At 62.5% G+C, this 14770-nt stretch carries 10 protein-coding genes; 4 read left to right on the plus strand and 6 right to left on the minus strand.

The genetic code is table 11. The annotated features are described in order from the left end of the window. Positions 1–143 precede the first annotated feature (143 nt). Positions 144–1031, minus strand: coding sequence for an acyltransferase (locus ACQKPZ_RS18145; protein WP_427540696.1), 888 nt, complete (start codon positions 1029–1031; stop codon positions 144–146). Between the two features lie 182 nt (positions 1032–1213). On the opposite strand from ACQKPZ_RS18145, the gene ACQKPZ_RS18150 reads away from it, so the two are divergent. From ACQKPZ_RS18150 to creD, 4 genes are all read left to right on the plus strand, one after another. Next, on the plus strand, positions 1214–1714 hold the full coding sequence (locus tag ACQKPZ_RS18150) for an ATP-dependent zinc protease family protein (RefSeq protein ID WP_201204008.1): 501 nt from the start codon (positions 1214–1216) through the stop codon (positions 1712–1714). Positions 1715–1869: 155 nt separating this feature from the next. Beyond that, positions 1870–2550, plus strand: coding sequence for a two-component system response regulator CreB (creB, locus tag ACQKPZ_RS18155; RefSeq protein ID WP_427540699.1), 681 nt, complete (start codon positions 1870–1872; stop codon positions 2548–2550). Then, positions 2550–3983: a two-component system sensor histidine kinase CreC gene (gene creC / locus ACQKPZ_RS18160; protein ID WP_427540702.1), complete on the plus strand. Its 1434-nt coding sequence runs from the start codon at positions 2550–2552 to the stop codon at positions 3981–3983. The genes creB and creC overlap by 1 nt, the downstream gene beginning before the upstream one ends. A 190-nt stretch (positions 3984–4173) precedes the next feature. Beyond that, on the plus strand, positions 4174–5502 hold the full coding sequence (gene creD / locus ACQKPZ_RS18165; protein ID WP_427540705.1) for a cell envelope integrity protein CreD: 1329 nt from the start codon (positions 4174–4176) through the stop codon (positions 5500–5502). A gap of 166 nt (positions 5503–5668) precedes the next feature. On the opposite strand, the gene ACQKPZ_RS18170 is transcribed toward creD, so the two are convergent. The 5 genes from ACQKPZ_RS18170 to aceE all read right to left on the minus strand — a co-directional run bounded on the left by ACQKPZ_RS18170 (position 5669) and on the right by aceE (position 14481). Then, positions 5669–6292 carry a glutathione S-transferase gene (locus tag ACQKPZ_RS18170; RefSeq protein ID WP_427540708.1) on the minus strand — a complete coding sequence of 208 codons (624 nt, stop codon included), beginning with the start codon at positions 6290–6292 and terminating at the stop codon, positions 5669–5671. 3 nt (positions 6293–6295) lie between these two features. Then, on the minus strand, positions 6296–6964 hold the full coding sequence (msrA, locus tag ACQKPZ_RS18175) for a peptide-methionine (S)-S-oxide reductase MsrA (protein ID WP_403194266.1): 669 nt from the start codon (positions 6962–6964) through the stop codon (positions 6296–6298). Between the two features lie 168 nt (positions 6965–7132). Next, entirely contained in the window at positions 7133–9823 is a 2691-nt protein-coding gene (locus ACQKPZ_RS18180; RefSeq protein WP_427540711.1) for a putative bifunctional diguanylate cyclase/phosphodiesterase, read from the minus strand. 361 nt (positions 9824–10184) lie between these two features. Continuing rightward, the gene (gene aceF / locus ACQKPZ_RS18185) at positions 10185–11822 is read right to left on the minus strand and encodes a dihydrolipoyllysine-residue acetyltransferase (protein WP_427540714.1); all 1638 of its coding nucleotides are present in this window, start codon (positions 11820–11822) and stop codon (positions 10185–10187) included. 13 nt (positions 11823–11835) lie between these two features. After that, entirely contained in the window at positions 11836–14481 is a 2646-nt protein-coding gene (aceE, locus tag ACQKPZ_RS18190) for a pyruvate dehydrogenase (acetyl-transferring), homodimeric type (RefSeq protein WP_391136551.1), read from the minus strand. Positions 14482–14770: the final 289 nt, after the last annotated feature.

The following is a 14770-nucleotide window of genomic DNA, read 5'->3' on the forward strand; positions in this document are numbered from 1 at the left end:
TTTTAATCGGGCATTTGTATTGTCTGGTCTGGCCTCTTCGCGGGTGAACCCGCTCCCACAGGGTCCCCACCGGCCTCAGATACTGTGCAGTACTTGTGGGAGCGGGTTTACCCGCGAAGAGGCCAGCGCAGGCAGTAAGAGGCTCAGCCCATCTCTGCCCGCAACTGCTCGATCCGCTGGTCCTTCTCCGCCCACAGCTGGTTCACCCAGGCCTGCACAGTCTGACGAAACTCAGGGTCATTCTCGTAATCCCCCGCCCACAACACCGGGTCCAGTTCGCGCACCTGAATGTCGATAATCACCCGGCTAATGCTGCCGTTTAGCAACGCCCAGAACCCTGGCGCCTTATTGCCGGGATAGACGATGGTCACGTCCAGCAGTGCATCCAGCTGTTCGCCCAGTGCCGCCAGCACAAACGCCACGCCGCCGGCCTTGGGCTTGAGCAGGTAACGATAGGGCGATTGCTGTTCGCGGTGCTTGGCCTCGGTGAAGCGGGTGCCTTCCAGGTAGTTCACTACAGTCACCGGCTGGCGCTTGAACAACTCGCAGGCGGCCTTGGTGATTTCCAGGTCCTTGCCCTTGAGCTCCGGGTGCTTCTCCAGGAACGCCTTGCTGTAGCGCTTCATGAACGGGTAATCCAGCCCCCACCAGGCCAGCCCCAGCAGCGGCACCCAGATCAGCTCTTTCTTCAGGAAGAACTTGAAGAATGGGGTACGGCGGTTGAGGCTTTCGATCAATGCCGGGATGTCGACCCAGGTCTGGTGATTGCTCACCGCCAGGTACGAGGTGTCCTTGCGCAGGTTCTCGACGCCACGAACGTCCCATTGGGTAGGGATGCACAGTGCGAAGATGGCCTTGTCGATTTCGGACCAGGTTTCGGCCACCCACATCACCGCCCAGGAAGCGTAATCACGCCCACGGCCCGGCAGCACCAGCTTGAGCAGGGCGAAGACCAGCAACGGGCAGATCAACACTACGGTATTGAGCAGCAGCAGGGTGGTTGTGAGAATGCCGGTCAGCAGGCGACGCATAAAGAAACTCTTGTTGTGGGACATAAACGGTTGGCAATGATAAGCAGCGCCGTGGCCTACGCCAAATGTCCAATGCCCTGCGGCGCAGACAAATGTTTCACATTATGTTGGTTAGGCTTGTGACAGCGAACCTATCCTGCCAGTGCAGTCTAAGCACTGACCCTTCTCAAGGAAGCCTGCTAGTGAAATCTCTGTTTGCCCTGTTGTCGCTGTTGGCGCTGCCGGTTATGGCTGCCGAACCCACGATCTACGGCCGGTACGAGAACATCGCCCTGCCCGAGTTGGGCGAAACCCTGAAAGCCAAGATGGACACCGGTGCCTTTACCGCGTCGCTGTCGGCCAAGGACATTGAATTGTTCACCCGTGATGGTGACGAGTGGGTGCGCTTCCGCCTGGCCACCAAGGATTCAGATGGCAAGGTGTACGAGCACAAGGTCTCGCGCATCAGCAAGATCAAGGGGCGTGCCGATGAAGAGGAAGAAGGCGATGCGCCGGAAATCTCCAAGCGCCCGGTGGTGGACCTGGAGTTGTGCCTGGGGGACGTGAAGCGCACCGTTGAGGTGAACCTGGTGGACCGCAGCAGCTTCAATTACCCCCTGCTGATTGGCTCAAAAGCGCTGCGCGAGTTCAAGGCGGCAGTGAACCCGGCCAAGAAGTTTACGGCTGGCAAGCCTGACTGCTGATTTGCATTGCCTGTACTGGCCTCTTCGCGGGCGCGCCCGCTCCCACAGGGACCCCGCTGCCCTCAAGGCTTGAGGTGATTCTGTGGGAGCGGGCTTGCCCGCGAAGAGGCCGGTAAGTTAAAAGTCCATTCTTGCCCCGAGTAAGGCCGGACGTCATGCCCCACATCCTCATCGTCGAAGACGAAGCTGCCATCGCCGACACCCTGGTCTACGCCCTGCAAGCCGATGGCCACAGCACCGAATGGGTGACCCTGGGCACCGCTGCCCTCGAACAGCAGCGCCAGCGCCCGGCCGACCTGATCATCCTCGACATCGGCCTGCCCGACATCAGTGGCTTCGAAACCTGCCGCCAATTGCGCCGCTTTACCGAGGTGCCGGTGATGTTCCTCAGCGCCCGCGACGGTGAGATCGACCGGGTGGTAGGCCTGGAAATCGGTGCTGATGACTACGTGGTCAAACCCTTCAGCCCGCGTGAAGTGGCCGCCCGCGTACGCGCCATCCTCAAGCGCATGGCGCCCAGGGCGGAGCCTGCCACCGAAACCGCGCTGTTTCAGCTCGACACCCTGCGCATGCAGATCACCTACCGCAGCCAGCCCCTCACCCTGACCCGCCACGAATTCCGCCTGTTGCAATGCCTGCTGGAACAACCGCAGCGGGTCTTCAGCCGCGAACAGCTGCTTGACGCGCTGGGCGTAGCCTCTGACGTTGGCTACGAGCGCACCATCGACAGCCATATCAAGAGCCTGCGTGCCAAGCTGCGCCAGGTGGCCAGTGACGCCGAGCCGATCCAGACCCACCGCGGCCTCGGCTACAGCTACAGCCCGGACCACGCCTGATGCGCCTGGGTATCCGGATCTTCCTGGTGTACTTCCTGTTCGTCGGGTTGGCTGGCTATTTTTTGCTCAATACCGTGCGCGAACAGATCCGCCCGGTGGTGCGCCAGTCCTCTGAGGAAACCTTGGTCGATACCGCCAACCTGCTGGCCGAGATCCTGCGCGATGACGTCAAGGCCGGTACCCTTGGCCAGAGCCGGCTGCCAGAAGTGCTCAAGGCTTATGGATTGCGTAGCCCCGGCGCGCAAATCTGGGGCCTGGCCAAAACCCAGGTCAGTCACCGTATCTATGTCACCGATGCCAAGGGCATCGTGCTGCTGGACTCGAGCGGTGAGGCCTTGGGCAAGGATTATTCGCAGTGGAACGATGTGCTGCGCACTCTGCGTGGCCAGTACGGCGCTCGCTCCACCCGTAGCGACCCCAATGACGAAAGTACCTCGGTGATGCACGTTGCGGCACCGATCATGGATGACAGCAAGATCATCGGCGTTGTCACTGTCGCCAAGCCCAACAGCTCGCTGCAACCTTACATCGACCGCTCCGAGCAGCGCCTGCTCACCCTCGGCCTGGGGTTGATTGGCCTGGGCTTGTTGATCGGCGCGGCGCTGTCGTGGTGGCTGGCGCGCTCGCTGCGCAAATTGGCCGCTTATGCCCAGGCGGTCAGCGAAGGTGAGCGTGCGGAGCTTCCGCATTACAAGGGCGGTGAGCTGGCGAATCTGGCCCAGGCGGTAGAGCGCATGCGCACTCAACTGGAGGGCAAGGCCTATGTCGAGCGCTATGTGCACACCCTCACACATGAGCTGAAAAGCCCACTGGCTGCCATTCGCGGGGCCTCAGAGCTGTTGCAGGATGACATGCCGGCCGAGCAGCGAGCGCGCTTTGCCGGCAATATCGAACGTGAAAGCGAGCGCTTGCAGCAGATGATCGAGCGCCTGCTGAACCTGGCCCGGGTCGAGCAGATGCAGGCGCTGGAAGATGAGCAACAGGTGGCGCTGGCGGCGCTGGTGGACGAATTGCTGCTGGCCCATGTTGCGCGCATCGAAGCTGCCAGCCTGCACGTGCGTCAGCGGGTGCCCGCCGGGTTGCGTCTGCTGTGCGACCCGTTTCTCATGCGCCAGGCGCTGGCCAACCTGCTGGATAACGCGCTGGATTTCACACCCGAAGGTGGCGCGCTGCTGTTTGATCTGGAGCGCGACGGCGAGCGGGTGGCGTTGAGCCTGTTCAACCAGGGGCAAGCGATACCGGCGTATGCCATCGGGCGGGTCAGCGAGCGGTTCTATTCGCTGCCACGGCCGGGGAGTGGGCGCAAGAGTACCGGCCTGGGGCTGAACTTTGTGGCCGAGGTGATGCAGCTGCATGGTGGGGCGTTGGCGGTGGATAATGTCGATGGCGGGGTGCGGGTGCGGTTGTGGTTGCCGGTGCGGCGTATCAGCTGAGATAGCCGGGGCTGCTTTGCAGCCCATCGCGACACAAGGCCGCTCCTACACAGGAACGCGGTCTCTTGTAGGAGCGGCCTTGTGTCGCGAAGGGGCGCGCAGCGGCCCCAAAAACACACAATCTCCACACAGTTTCCCCAAGGCCTCCACGCAAGGCGCAGACACTGCGCCCACTGCCACAGGAGGCCCCATGAACAAGACCCTCGGTTACAAACTCGGCATGATCGCCGTGCTGATGCTTCTGCTGCTCATCCCGCTGCTGTTGATCAACGGCCTGATCGATGAACGCCAGGCCCTGCGTGACGACGTATTACGCGACATCGCCCAAAGCGCCAGCTTCGACCAGCAGCTCAGCGGCCCGCTGCTGGTGGTGCCTTACCGCAAGTACCAGCGCCTCTGGATCGAAAAGGACGGCGAGCGCACTCAGGAAACCAGCACCATCGCCGGCCACCTGTACTTCCTGCCGGAAACCTTCGACGCCGACCTTGGCGTAGACACCGAACTGCGCGCCCGCGGTATCTACCAGGCCCGGCTTTTTCACGCCAAGGGGCGTATCAGCGGCCGCTTCAAGCTCCCGGAGCGTTGGGGCATCGACAAGGACTTCGACGACTACCGTTTCGACAAACCGTTCCTGGTGGTGGGCATCAGCGATATCCGTGGCATCGAGAATGGCCTGGAACTGAGCATGGATGAGCAAAAGGTGCCATTCGAGGCAGGCACCCAGCTCGACTGGATGCGCGGTGGTGTGCATGCCAGTCTGCCGGGGCTGGACGGCATGCAGGCGCGGGAATTCAGCTACGGCTTCGACCTGGCATTGCAGGGCACCGGCCAGTTGCACATCGTGCCGGTGGGCCGTACCAGCAGCGTGGACATGCGCGCCAACTGGCCCCACCCAAGTTTTATCGGCAGCTACTTGCCCAGCCGTCGCGACATCGACGCCCAGGGCTTCAGCGCCCATTGGCAGACGTCGTTCTTTGCCACCAACCTTGAAGACGCCCTGCGCCAGTGCGCCACGGCCGGGCAGTGCGCCGACTTCAGCGAACGCAGCTTCGGCGTGAGCTTTGTCGACCCGGTGGACCAGTACCTTAAAAGCGAACGGGCGATCAAATACGCGCTGTTGTTCATTGCGCTGACCTTTGCCGGTTTCTTCCTGTTCGAAGTGCTAAAGAACCTGAGCGTGCACCCGGTGCAGTACATTTTGGTGGGCGTGGCGTTGGCGTTCTTCTACCTGTTGTTGCTGTCGTTGTCCGAGCACATCGGCTTTGGCCTGGCCTATGGGCTGTCGGCTTCGGCGTGTGTGCTGCTGATTGGCTTCTACCTGAGCCATGTGCTGCGCAGCCTGGGGCGAGGGGTTGGGTTTGCGGCGGGGCTGGCGGCCTTGTATGCGCTGCTCTATGGGCTGCTGAGTGCCGAGGATTATGCGCTGCTGATGGGGTCGCTGCTGTGCTTCGGTTTGCTGGGGGTGTTCATGGTGCTGACCCGGCGGCTGGACTGGGCGCGGGTGGGGAGAGCGGCATGAGAGAGGACAGAGAAATCGGGCGGTGGTTGGCCCTCAGGATTGGCCTGTTGTTTCCTGTGATACCGAGGTGAGGCCTTCGCGGGCATGCCCGCTCCCACAGGTACTGCACAGCTTTCAAATACTGTGATGTCCCTGTGGGAGCGGGCGTGCCCGCGAAGAGGCCCTGTCAGGCCGCTGGAGATGTGGCGACCATCGAAGGCCGCTTGGCCACTTCGGCATACCACGCCGCCAGCCCGGGATGGCGCTCACGCCAGCCAAACTCAGGCTGGCGCAAATCCAGATACCCCAGCGCACACGCCACGCCAATCGCCGCCAGGTCAAACCCGGACATCAGCTCGGGCAGGTGCTCCTGCTCCAGGTTGGCCAGGCTACGGCGGATCTTGTCCCCCTGTGCCTGCAACCAGCCCTCCCAGCGCTTGTCTTCTGGCCGCAAGAAGCTCTCATAACGCGACGACACCGCCGCATCCATGATCGCATCGGCCTGCGATACCAGCGTCAGGCGCCGCCAGCGCGCCGAGCCCTCGCGGGGCAGCAGCGGCAGGCCGACATGTTGCTGGTCGAGGTACTCGCAGATCACCCGGCTGTCATGTAGCACGGTGCCGTCGTCCAGGCGCAGCGCCGGGATCTTGCCGATCGGGTTGTCCAGATTGAGCTGCGGGTCGCCGCTTACCGGGCTGATATTCACCGGCTGCAATTGCACACGCTCAAGCTGCCCGGTCTCGTGCAAGACCACCATGACCTTGCGCACGAACGGCGACAATGGCGAATGGAAGAGGGTCATCGTGCTCATGCTTCAGTTGCCTTGCAGGCTAGGCGGCAGGCATACACCGGTGCCGCCGATGCCGCAGTAGCCGTCCGGGTTCTTGGCCAGGTACTGCTGGTGGTAGGCTTCGGCAAAGTACACGGTCGGCGCCTGGTCGATTTCGGTGGTGATCTCGCCGAAGCCGGACTTTGCCAGTTCAGCCTGGTACTCGGCTTTACTGGCTTGCGCTTCTTTCAGCTGTTCCGGGCTGGTGCAGTAGATGGCCGAGCGGTACTGGGTGCCAACATCGTTGCCCTGGCGCATGCCCTGGGTCGGGTTGTGCAGCTCCCAGAACATCGCCAGCAACTCGCGGTAGCTGACCTTGTCCTTGTCGAACACCACCAGCACCACTTCGGTATGGCCGGTCAGGCCCGAGCAGACTTCTTCATAGGTAGGGTTGGGGGTGAAGCCGCCGGCGTAGCCGACTACGGTGCTGACAACGCCTTCACGCTGCCAGAAGCGGCGCTCGGCGCCCCAGAAGCAACCCAGGCCGAAGATGGCGAAGTCGACAGCGCCTTCGAAGAAGGGGCCGAGCAGCGGGGTGCCTTCGAACACGTAGTGGAACTCGGGCAGGCTCATTGGCGTTTCGCGGCCAGGCAAGGCCTGCTCCGCGGTTGGCATGACGTTTTTGTTCACCAGGATTTCCGAACGCAGGACCATGGCCGTTCCTCTGTGTTTATTCAGTGGGATAAGTGTTGGGGCATTCGCGGGCATGCCCGCTCCCACAGGTACAGCACAGGTTTCGAAGGTTGTGGTGTTCCTGTGGGAGCGGGCGTGCCCGCGAAAGGGCCCGAATGGCCTCTATAGTGCCCGAGGTTTACGCCGCTGTCAGGCCACCGGTCCACGCGGATAGCGCTTCAACCGCTCAGCCAGCTCCCGCCCCGGAATCGGCCGGTCAAACAGGTAACCCTGGCCCACGTCGCAGCGGTGCCGGCGCAGGAACGCCAGCTGCTCCGGCGTCTCGATCCCTTCGGCCACTACCTTCAGCTTGAGGTTGTGCGCCATGGCCACCACCGCCGAGGTGATCTCCATGTCGTCCTGGTTATCCGGGATCTCGTTGATGAAGCTGCGGTCGATCTTGAGGATGTCGATCGGAAACTTCTTCAGGTAGCTGAGCGACGAATACCCGGTGCCGAAGTCGTCCATGGCCAGGGTCAGGCCCAGGGCCTTCAGCTCGTCCAGCTGGCGGTGGGTGTCTTCGCTGGCTTCCAGCAGCAGGCCCTCGGTCAGCTCCAGCTCCAGCAGGTGCGGGGGCAGGGCTTCTTCCTTGAGAATGGTGCTGATCGAGGCCACCAGGTCCGGGTCGGAGAACTGCTTGGGCGACAGGTTGATCGCTACGTGCAGGTTGCCCAAGCCGGCCTCGCGCAGTTGCTGGCTCATGCTGCATGACTGGCGCACCACCCATTTGCCGATGGGGATGATCAGGCCGGTTTCTTCCGCCACGCTGATGAACTGGTCCGGGCGGATCATGCCGCGCTCGGGGTGGTTCCAGCGCAACAGCGCTTCCAGGCCAAGCAAGCGGCCGCTGCGCAGGCAGATCTTGGGCTGGTAGAACACTTCCAGTTCGTTCTGGGTCAGGGCGCGGCGCAGGTTGTTCTCGACGAACAGCTTGTAGCTGGCCTCGGCATTGAGTACCTCGGTAAACACCTGCACCTGGTGCTTGCCGTTGGCCTTGGCCTTGTGCAGGGCCAGGCCGGCGTTTTTCATCAGGCTGGCCGGGTCGGCGCCGTGCAGCGGCGCGCAGGCCAGGCCCACCGACGCGGTGACGTTGATCAGCTGGTTGTCGACGAACATGGGCTTGTCGAGGGTGCGAAGCAGTTGCTGGGCAACGTGCTGGCCATCTTCCAGGCCAGTGGCGTCGAGCAGCACGGCAAACTCGTTACTGGCAAAGCGTGCCAGCACACCGCCAGTGGGCAGGCTGTTGCGCAGGCGCCGGGCCAGGCTGATCAGCAGCTTGTCGCCAGTCTGGTGCCCCAGGCTGTCGTTGATGCGCTTGAAGTTGTCGATGTCCACCAGCAGCAGGCACATCGAGTTCTCGCCATCGTGGGCAAAGCGTTCATCCAGGCTACGGATGAACGCCGGGCGGTTGCCCAAGTTGGTCAGGTTGTCGGTGTAGGCCAGGCGCTCGATGCGCTGCTGCGCCAGCTTGGTCTGGGTGACGTCTTCGTAGATGCCGATGTAGTGGGTCAGCTCACGGTTGTCGCCGTACACCTTGGAAATCGACAACTGGCCCCAGTAGGGCTCCAGGTTCTTGCGCCGGCTCTTGAATTCGCCCTGCCAGCTGTTGCCCATGGCCAGGCTGGACGGCGAGTCGAACAGCAGTTCGCTGAGGTTTTCCAGCGCGGGCAGCTCGCCCAGGTGGCGGCCTTGCACTTCTTCGGTGCTGTACTGAGTGATGGCGGTGAAGCTTGGGTTGACGTACTCCACCTGGCCATCGCGGTTGACCAGCAGGAAGGCACTGGCGCTTTGCTCCACCGCACGCTGGAACAGGTGCAGGGCGCTGGCCGCGGTACGCCGGTTATAGTTGGTGATCACCTGGGCAAACTGGTCGGCCAGCTCGCCGGCGAAGGCAATTTCGTCTGACTGCCAGGCCCGCGGCTGGCCGGTCTGCTCCAGGCACAGCACGCCCACTACCTGGCCGTCGACGCGGATACTGGCATCGAGCATGGCCTTGTTTTCCGGGCGCAGGCTTTGTGCCAGGGCGCGAGTGCGGGGGTCGTGGCCGGCGTTGTGTGCGTCGATGGCACGGCTGGCATGCAGCGCCTCAAGGTAGTCGGGGAAGCGGCTGCCATCGATGGCTTCGGGCTGGCGATGCTCCTGCGCGTCACGGTACCAGGCAGTGATCGGCTCCAGGCGCTGATCGTCCAGGTGCCAGATGCTGGCGCTGTCGACCTTGTAGATTTCGCAGGCGCTCTGGGTAATCAATTGCGCGGCCTCAAGCAGCGAGTTGCCCGCGCTGTAGCGCTGCCGGGCCAGGCGCAGGATCAGGTCTTGCTGGCCGCGCACGCGCTCCAGGTGCTCCAGTTGCTCTTGCTGGGCGCGCTGGTTCAGCTGCAAGGCCAGTTGCAGGCGGTTGTTGCGCGACTCCAGGTCGGTGGCACCGGGCTCGCCGGTGTCTTCCTGCTGGTCGTCGAGCACGCTCAGGTAGCCACGCAGCAGCTGGCGGTTGTGCTGCTTGTAGGCTTCACCGGTCTCCAGCAGCCGCAGCGAGGCGCTTGGCGTATGCAGGGTGTAGCGCACACGGTAGTAGCCGCGCTGGGACAGTTGCAGCTGAATTTCGTCGTGCAACCGGTAGCGCGCTTCAGGTTCCATCAGGCTGGCGTAGGGCGCATCGACCAGGGCACACAGGTCGCCCGCGTGCAGTCCGAACTGGCGCTCGCAGGCCGGGTCCAGGTAGAGCATGGCCCATGTGGCTTCGTTAAGCCTTTCGAAACGCAGCATGCCGAGCCGCGAGGGCACGGGTAACGGCGTGACGACCTCGGCCGCCACACGGCTGGCGGCATCGGGTTGGCTTTTCATCGAAGACTCGCTTGAAGAGGGAACGCTGGGTAGGACCGCAGCGGGTCTGGCAAGGTTGCATCATGTGCCGAGGGCTGGCAAGCGGCCATGTGTGATGCTGTGTGCGGGTTATCGGCTATTGGGCCGGAATCTGTAGTTTGCGTTGAGAATTTGGGGCCGCTTTGCGGCCCATCGCGACACAAGGCCGCTCCTACAAGGTATCGCGTTTTCCTGTAGGAGCGGCCTTGTGTCGCGATAGGAGGGCGCAGCCCTCCCAGCTTTTTACAGGCAAAAAAAAGCCCCGCCAATTGGCGGGGTTGAGGTACGAGCGTGGCAGCTCGAAAAGGGTACTGCCCCTCGCAAGGAGGGGCAGCGGGCTGCCTTACAGCAGCATGGTGCGGATATCGCCCAGTACGTCGCCCAGGCGCTTGGTGAAGCGCGCGGCGGCTGCGCCGTTGATCACTCGGTGATCGTAGGACAGCGACAGTGGCAGCATCAGCTTAGGCTGGAAGGCCTTGCCATCCCAGACTGGCTGCATGGTTGCCTTGGAGACGCCCAGGATCGCCACTTCCGGCGCGTTGACGATCGGCGTGAAGCCGGTGCCGCCAATGTGGCCGAGGCTGGAGATGGTGAAGCAGGCACCTTGCATGTCGTCGGCCGACAGCTTTTTGGTGCGCGCCTTCTCGGCCAGTGCAGCGGCTTCGGCAGCCAGTTGCAGCAGGCTCTTCTGGTCGACGTTCTTGATCACAGGGACCAGCAGGCCGTCCGGAGTGTCCACGGCAAAGCCGATGTGCACGTACTTCTTGCGGATGATGGCTTTGCCGCTTGGCGCCAGCGAGCTGTTGAAGTCTGGCAGTTCCTTGAGCAGGAAGGCGCAGGCTTTGAGCAGCAGTGGCAGCACGGTCAGTTTCACGCCGGCTTTTTCGGCCACGGCCTTCTGCGCAACGCGGAAAGCTTCCAGCTCGGTGATGTCGGCAGAGTCGAACTGGGTAACGTGCGGCACGTTCAGCCAGCTGCGGTGCAGGTTGGCAGCACCGACCTGCATCAGGCGGGTCAGGGCCACTTCTTCCACTTCACCGAACTTGCTGAAGTCCACAACCGGAATCGGCGGGATGCCGGCGCCGCCGGTTGCGCCGGCGGCTGCCGGGGCTTCCTTGGCCTTCTGCATCATCGCCTTGACGTAAACCTGCACGTCTTCTTTCAGAATGCGGCCGTGCGGACCGGTGGCGGCAACAGCGCCCAGGTCGACACCAAATTCACGGGCCAGCTGACGAACGGCTGGGCCTGCGTGAACCTTGGCGTTGCTGCCAGCAGCCGGTGCGGTAGCAACCGGTGCAGGGGCAGCAGCCGGGGCAGCAGCAGGTGCGGCGGCCGGAGCAGCCTCAGCCTTGGCTGGCGCCGGGGCAGCAGCAGGGGCCGGAGCGGCAGCCGGGGCTGCGCCAGCGACCTTCAGCTTGAAGATCAGGTCGCCAGTGCCGACTTCGTCTTCCAGCTTGCACAGGACTTCTTCGACCACGCCAGCAGCTGGCGATGGGATCTCCATGGAAGCCTTGTCGGATTCCAGGGTGATCAGCGACTGGTCGGCTTCGACGGTGTCGCCGACCTTGACCAGCACTTCAATGATCTTGGCCTTGCCCGACGAGCCGATGTCCGGCACGTGGATGTCCTGCACGCTGGCGGCAGCCGGGGCTGCGGCTGGCGCAGGGGCGGCTTCGGCAGCAGGCGCTGGGGCAGCAGCCGGGGCCGCAGCTGCAGCGGCCGGGGCCTCAGGGGCCGCAGCAGCGGCGCCCTCGGCTTCCAGGACCAGCAGCTCGTCGCCTTCTTTCAGGCGGTCGCCCAGCTTGACCTTCAGTTCCTTGATGACGCCGGCCTTGGGGGCCGGAATCTCCATGGAGGCCTTGTCGGACTCCAGGGTCAGCAGGCTCTGGTCAGCCTCGATACGGTCACCGACCTTGACGAACAGCTCGATGATTTCACCTTCACCGCTGCCGATGTCAGGTACGCGAATGAGTTCGCTCACTTAAAAATACTCCTCAGCAGTCCAGTGGGTTGCGCTTGTCCGGGTCGATACCGAACTTGACGATAGCGTCTGCAACAACCTTGGGTTCGATCTCGCCACGGTCAGCCAGGGCTTCCAGGGCAGCCAGCACCACGAAGTGGCGGTCGACTTCGAAGAAGTGACGCAGCTTCTTGCGGCTGTCGCTGCGACCGTAACCGTCGGTACCCAGGACCTTGAACTCTTTGCTCGGTACCCACTGGCGAATCTGTTCGGCGAACAGCTTCATGTAGTCGGTAGAGGCGATGACCGGGCCTTTGCGACCGTTCAGGCACTGCTCGACGTAGGTCTCTTGTGGCTTCTGGCCAGGCTTCAGGCGGTTGGCGCGTTCTACGGCCAGGCCGTCGCGGCGCAGTTCGTTGAAGCTGGTGACGCTCCACACGTCGGCACCGACGTTGAACTCTTCACGCAGGATCTTCGCGGCTTCGCGGACTTCGCGCAGGATGGTGCCGGAGCCCATCAGCTGAACGTGGTGCGCGGCTTCGCGGGTGTCTTCTTCCAGCAGGTACATGCCCTTGATGATGCCTTCCTCGACACCGGCCGGCATGGCTGGCTGCTGGTAGGATTCGTTCATCACGGTGATGTAGTAGAAGATGTCCTGTTGCTCTTCGGTCATCTTCTTCATGCCGTCCTGGATGATCACCGCCAGCTCGTAGCCGTAGGTTGGATCGTAGGTGCGGCAGTTCGGGATGGTGCCCGCCATCATGTGGCTGTGACCGTCTTCGTGCTGCAGGCCTTCACCGTTCAGGGTGGTACGGCCGGCGGTACCGCCGATCAGGAAGCCACGGGTGCGGCTGTCGCCAGCGGCCCAGGCCAGGTCGCCAATGCGCTGGAAGCCGAACATCGAGTAGAAGATGTAGAACGGCAGCATCGGCTGGTTGTGGCAGCTGTACGAGGTACCGGCAGCGATGAACGACGACATGGCGCCGGCTTCGTTGATGCCTTCCTCGAGGATCTGGCCCTTCTTGTCTTCGCGGTAGAACATCACCTGGTCTTTATCGACTGGCTCGTAGAGCTGGCCGACCGACGAGTAGATGCCCAGCTGGCGGAACATGCCTTCCATACCGAAGGTACGGGCTTCGTCCGGGATGATCGGGACGATGCGCTGGCCGATGTCCTTGTCCTTGACCAGCTGCGCCAGGATGCGCACGAAGGCCATGGTGGTGGAGATTTCGCGGTCGCCCGAGCCGTCCAGGATCGCTTTCAGCGTTTCCAGTGGCGGGGTCGGCACGCTGAAGCTCTTGGCGCGGCGCTGAGGCACGAAACCGCCCAGGGCAGCACGGCGCTCGGCCAGGTACTTGGCTTCGGCAGAACCTTCTTCCGGCTTGAAGAACGGCAGGTTCTCAAGGTCGGCATCCTTGACCGGGATGTCGAAGCGGTCACGGAAGTGGCGCAGGCTGTCGACGTCGACCTTCTTGGTGTTGTGCGCGGTGTTCTTGGCTTCGCCAGCACCGGTGCCGTAACCCTTGATGGTCTTGGCCAGGATAACGGTTGGCTGCTCTTTGTGGTTAACAGCCTGGTGGTACGCCGCGTAGACCTTGTACGGGTCGTGGCCGCCACGGTTGAGCTTCCAGATCTCGTCGTCGGACAGGTCTTCGACCATGGCCTTGAGCTCTGGGGTGTTGAAGAAGTTTTCACGAACGTACGCGCCGTCTTTGGCTTTGTAGTTCTGGTACTCGCCGTCGATGACTTCGTCCATGCGGCGCTGCAGGGCACCGTTGGTGTCCTTGGCCAGCAGTGGGTCCCAGAAACGGCCCCAAACGACTTTGTTGACGTTCCAGCCACCGCCACGGAACACGCCTTCGAGTTCCTGGATGATCTTGCCGTTGCCGCGAACCGGGCCGTCGAGGCGCTGCAGGTTGCAGTTGATGACGAAGATCAGGTTGTCCAGCTTCTCGCGGCCGGCCAGGGCGATTGCGCCCAGGGATTCCGGCTCGTCGCACTCGCCGTCGCCCATGAAGCACCAGACCTTCTGTTTGCCGGCCGGGATGAAGCCGCGCGCTTCCAGGTACTTCATGAAGCGTGCCTGGTAGATGGCCTGGATCGGGCCCAGACCCATCGATACGGTCGGGAACTGCCAGAAGTCAGGCATCAGCCATGGGTGCGGGTACGAAGACAGGCCGTTGCCGTCCACTTCCTGACGGAAGTTGTTCATCTGCTCTTCGTTGATGCGGCCTTCCATGAAGGCGCGGGCGTAGACGCCTGGCGAAGCGTGGCCCTGGAAGAACACCAGGTCGCCGCCGTGTTCGTCGGTCGGGGCCTGGAAGAAGTAGTTGAAGCCGATGTCGTACAGGGTGGCGCTGGAGGCGAAGCTGGAGATGTGTCCGCCCAGGTCCGAGTCTTTCAGGTTGGTGCGCATGACCATGGCCAGGGCGTTCCAACGCACCATCGAGCGAATGCGGCGTTCCATGAACAGGTCGCCAGGCATGCGTGCTTCGTGGGTGACAGGGATGGTGTTGCGGTATGGCGTGGTGATCGCATACGGCAGCTGGGAGCCACTACGGGTGGCCAGCTCGCCCATACGGGTCATCAGGTAATGAGCGCGGTCTTCGCCTTCTTTGTCGAGGACCGACTCCAGGGCATCCAGCCATTCCTGGGTTTCGATTGGATCGAGGTCTTGCATGGCTTGCTCCAGGGCGGAAAGGCAACCAGAATCGATTGCCTGAGATTGCGACTGGCCTTATGGGCAGACGTCGTGAATTCTTGGATTACCGGGGTGTCATCCGGCGCCGTGTAGTTTTACTACATTTGCTTTCGCATTTCATGCTTTTACACGACACGAGTAGTAGTAAAACTACATTTGTGCGACGTTTGGTCGCACCTTGGCTTGTGAGGAAAAACGTTCATGGTGGTTGGCATTGTGTCGCGAACGGGTGGTTCTTGATGATTGTTGCCAAGTTTTCGTTTTTTTC

The organism is Pseudomonas sp. NPDC089547, from assembly GCF_050280665.1.
In the GTDB taxonomy this organism is placed as follows: Bacteria; Pseudomonadota; Gammaproteobacteria; order Pseudomonadales; family Pseudomonadaceae; genus Aquipseudomonas.

Bases quoted from the DNA above. Each gene is read 5' to 3' on its own strand.
- ACQKPZ_RS18145 (WP_427540696.1), bottom strand. From the start codon at position 1,031: ATGCGTCGCCTGCTGACCGGCATTCTCACAACCACCCTGCTGCTGCTC.
- creB (WP_427540699.1), top strand. From the start codon at position 1,870: ATGCCCCACATCCTCATCGTCGAAGACGAAGCTGCCATCGCCGACACC.
- creC (WP_427540702.1), top strand. From the start codon at position 2,550: ATGCGCCTGGGTATCCGGATCTTCCTGGTGTACTTCCTGTTCGTCGGG.
- creD (WP_427540705.1), top strand. From the start codon at position 4,174: ATGAACAAGACCCTCGGTTACAAACTCGGCATGATCGCCGTGCTGATG.
- ACQKPZ_RS18170 (WP_427540708.1), bottom strand. From the start codon at position 6,292: ATGAGCACGATGACCCTCTTCCATTCGCCATTGTCGCCGTTCGTGCGC.
- msrA (WP_403194266.1), bottom strand. From the start codon at position 6,964: ATGGTCCTGCGTTCGGAAATCCTGGTGAACAAAAACGTCATGCCAACC.
- ACQKPZ_RS18180 (WP_427540711.1), bottom strand. From the start codon at position 9,823: ATGAAAAGCCAACCCGATGCCGCCAGCCGTGTGGCGGCCGAGGTCGTC.
- aceE (WP_391136551.1), bottom strand. From the start codon at position 14,481: ATGCAAGACCTCGATCCAATCGAAACCCAGGAATGGCTGGATGCCCTG.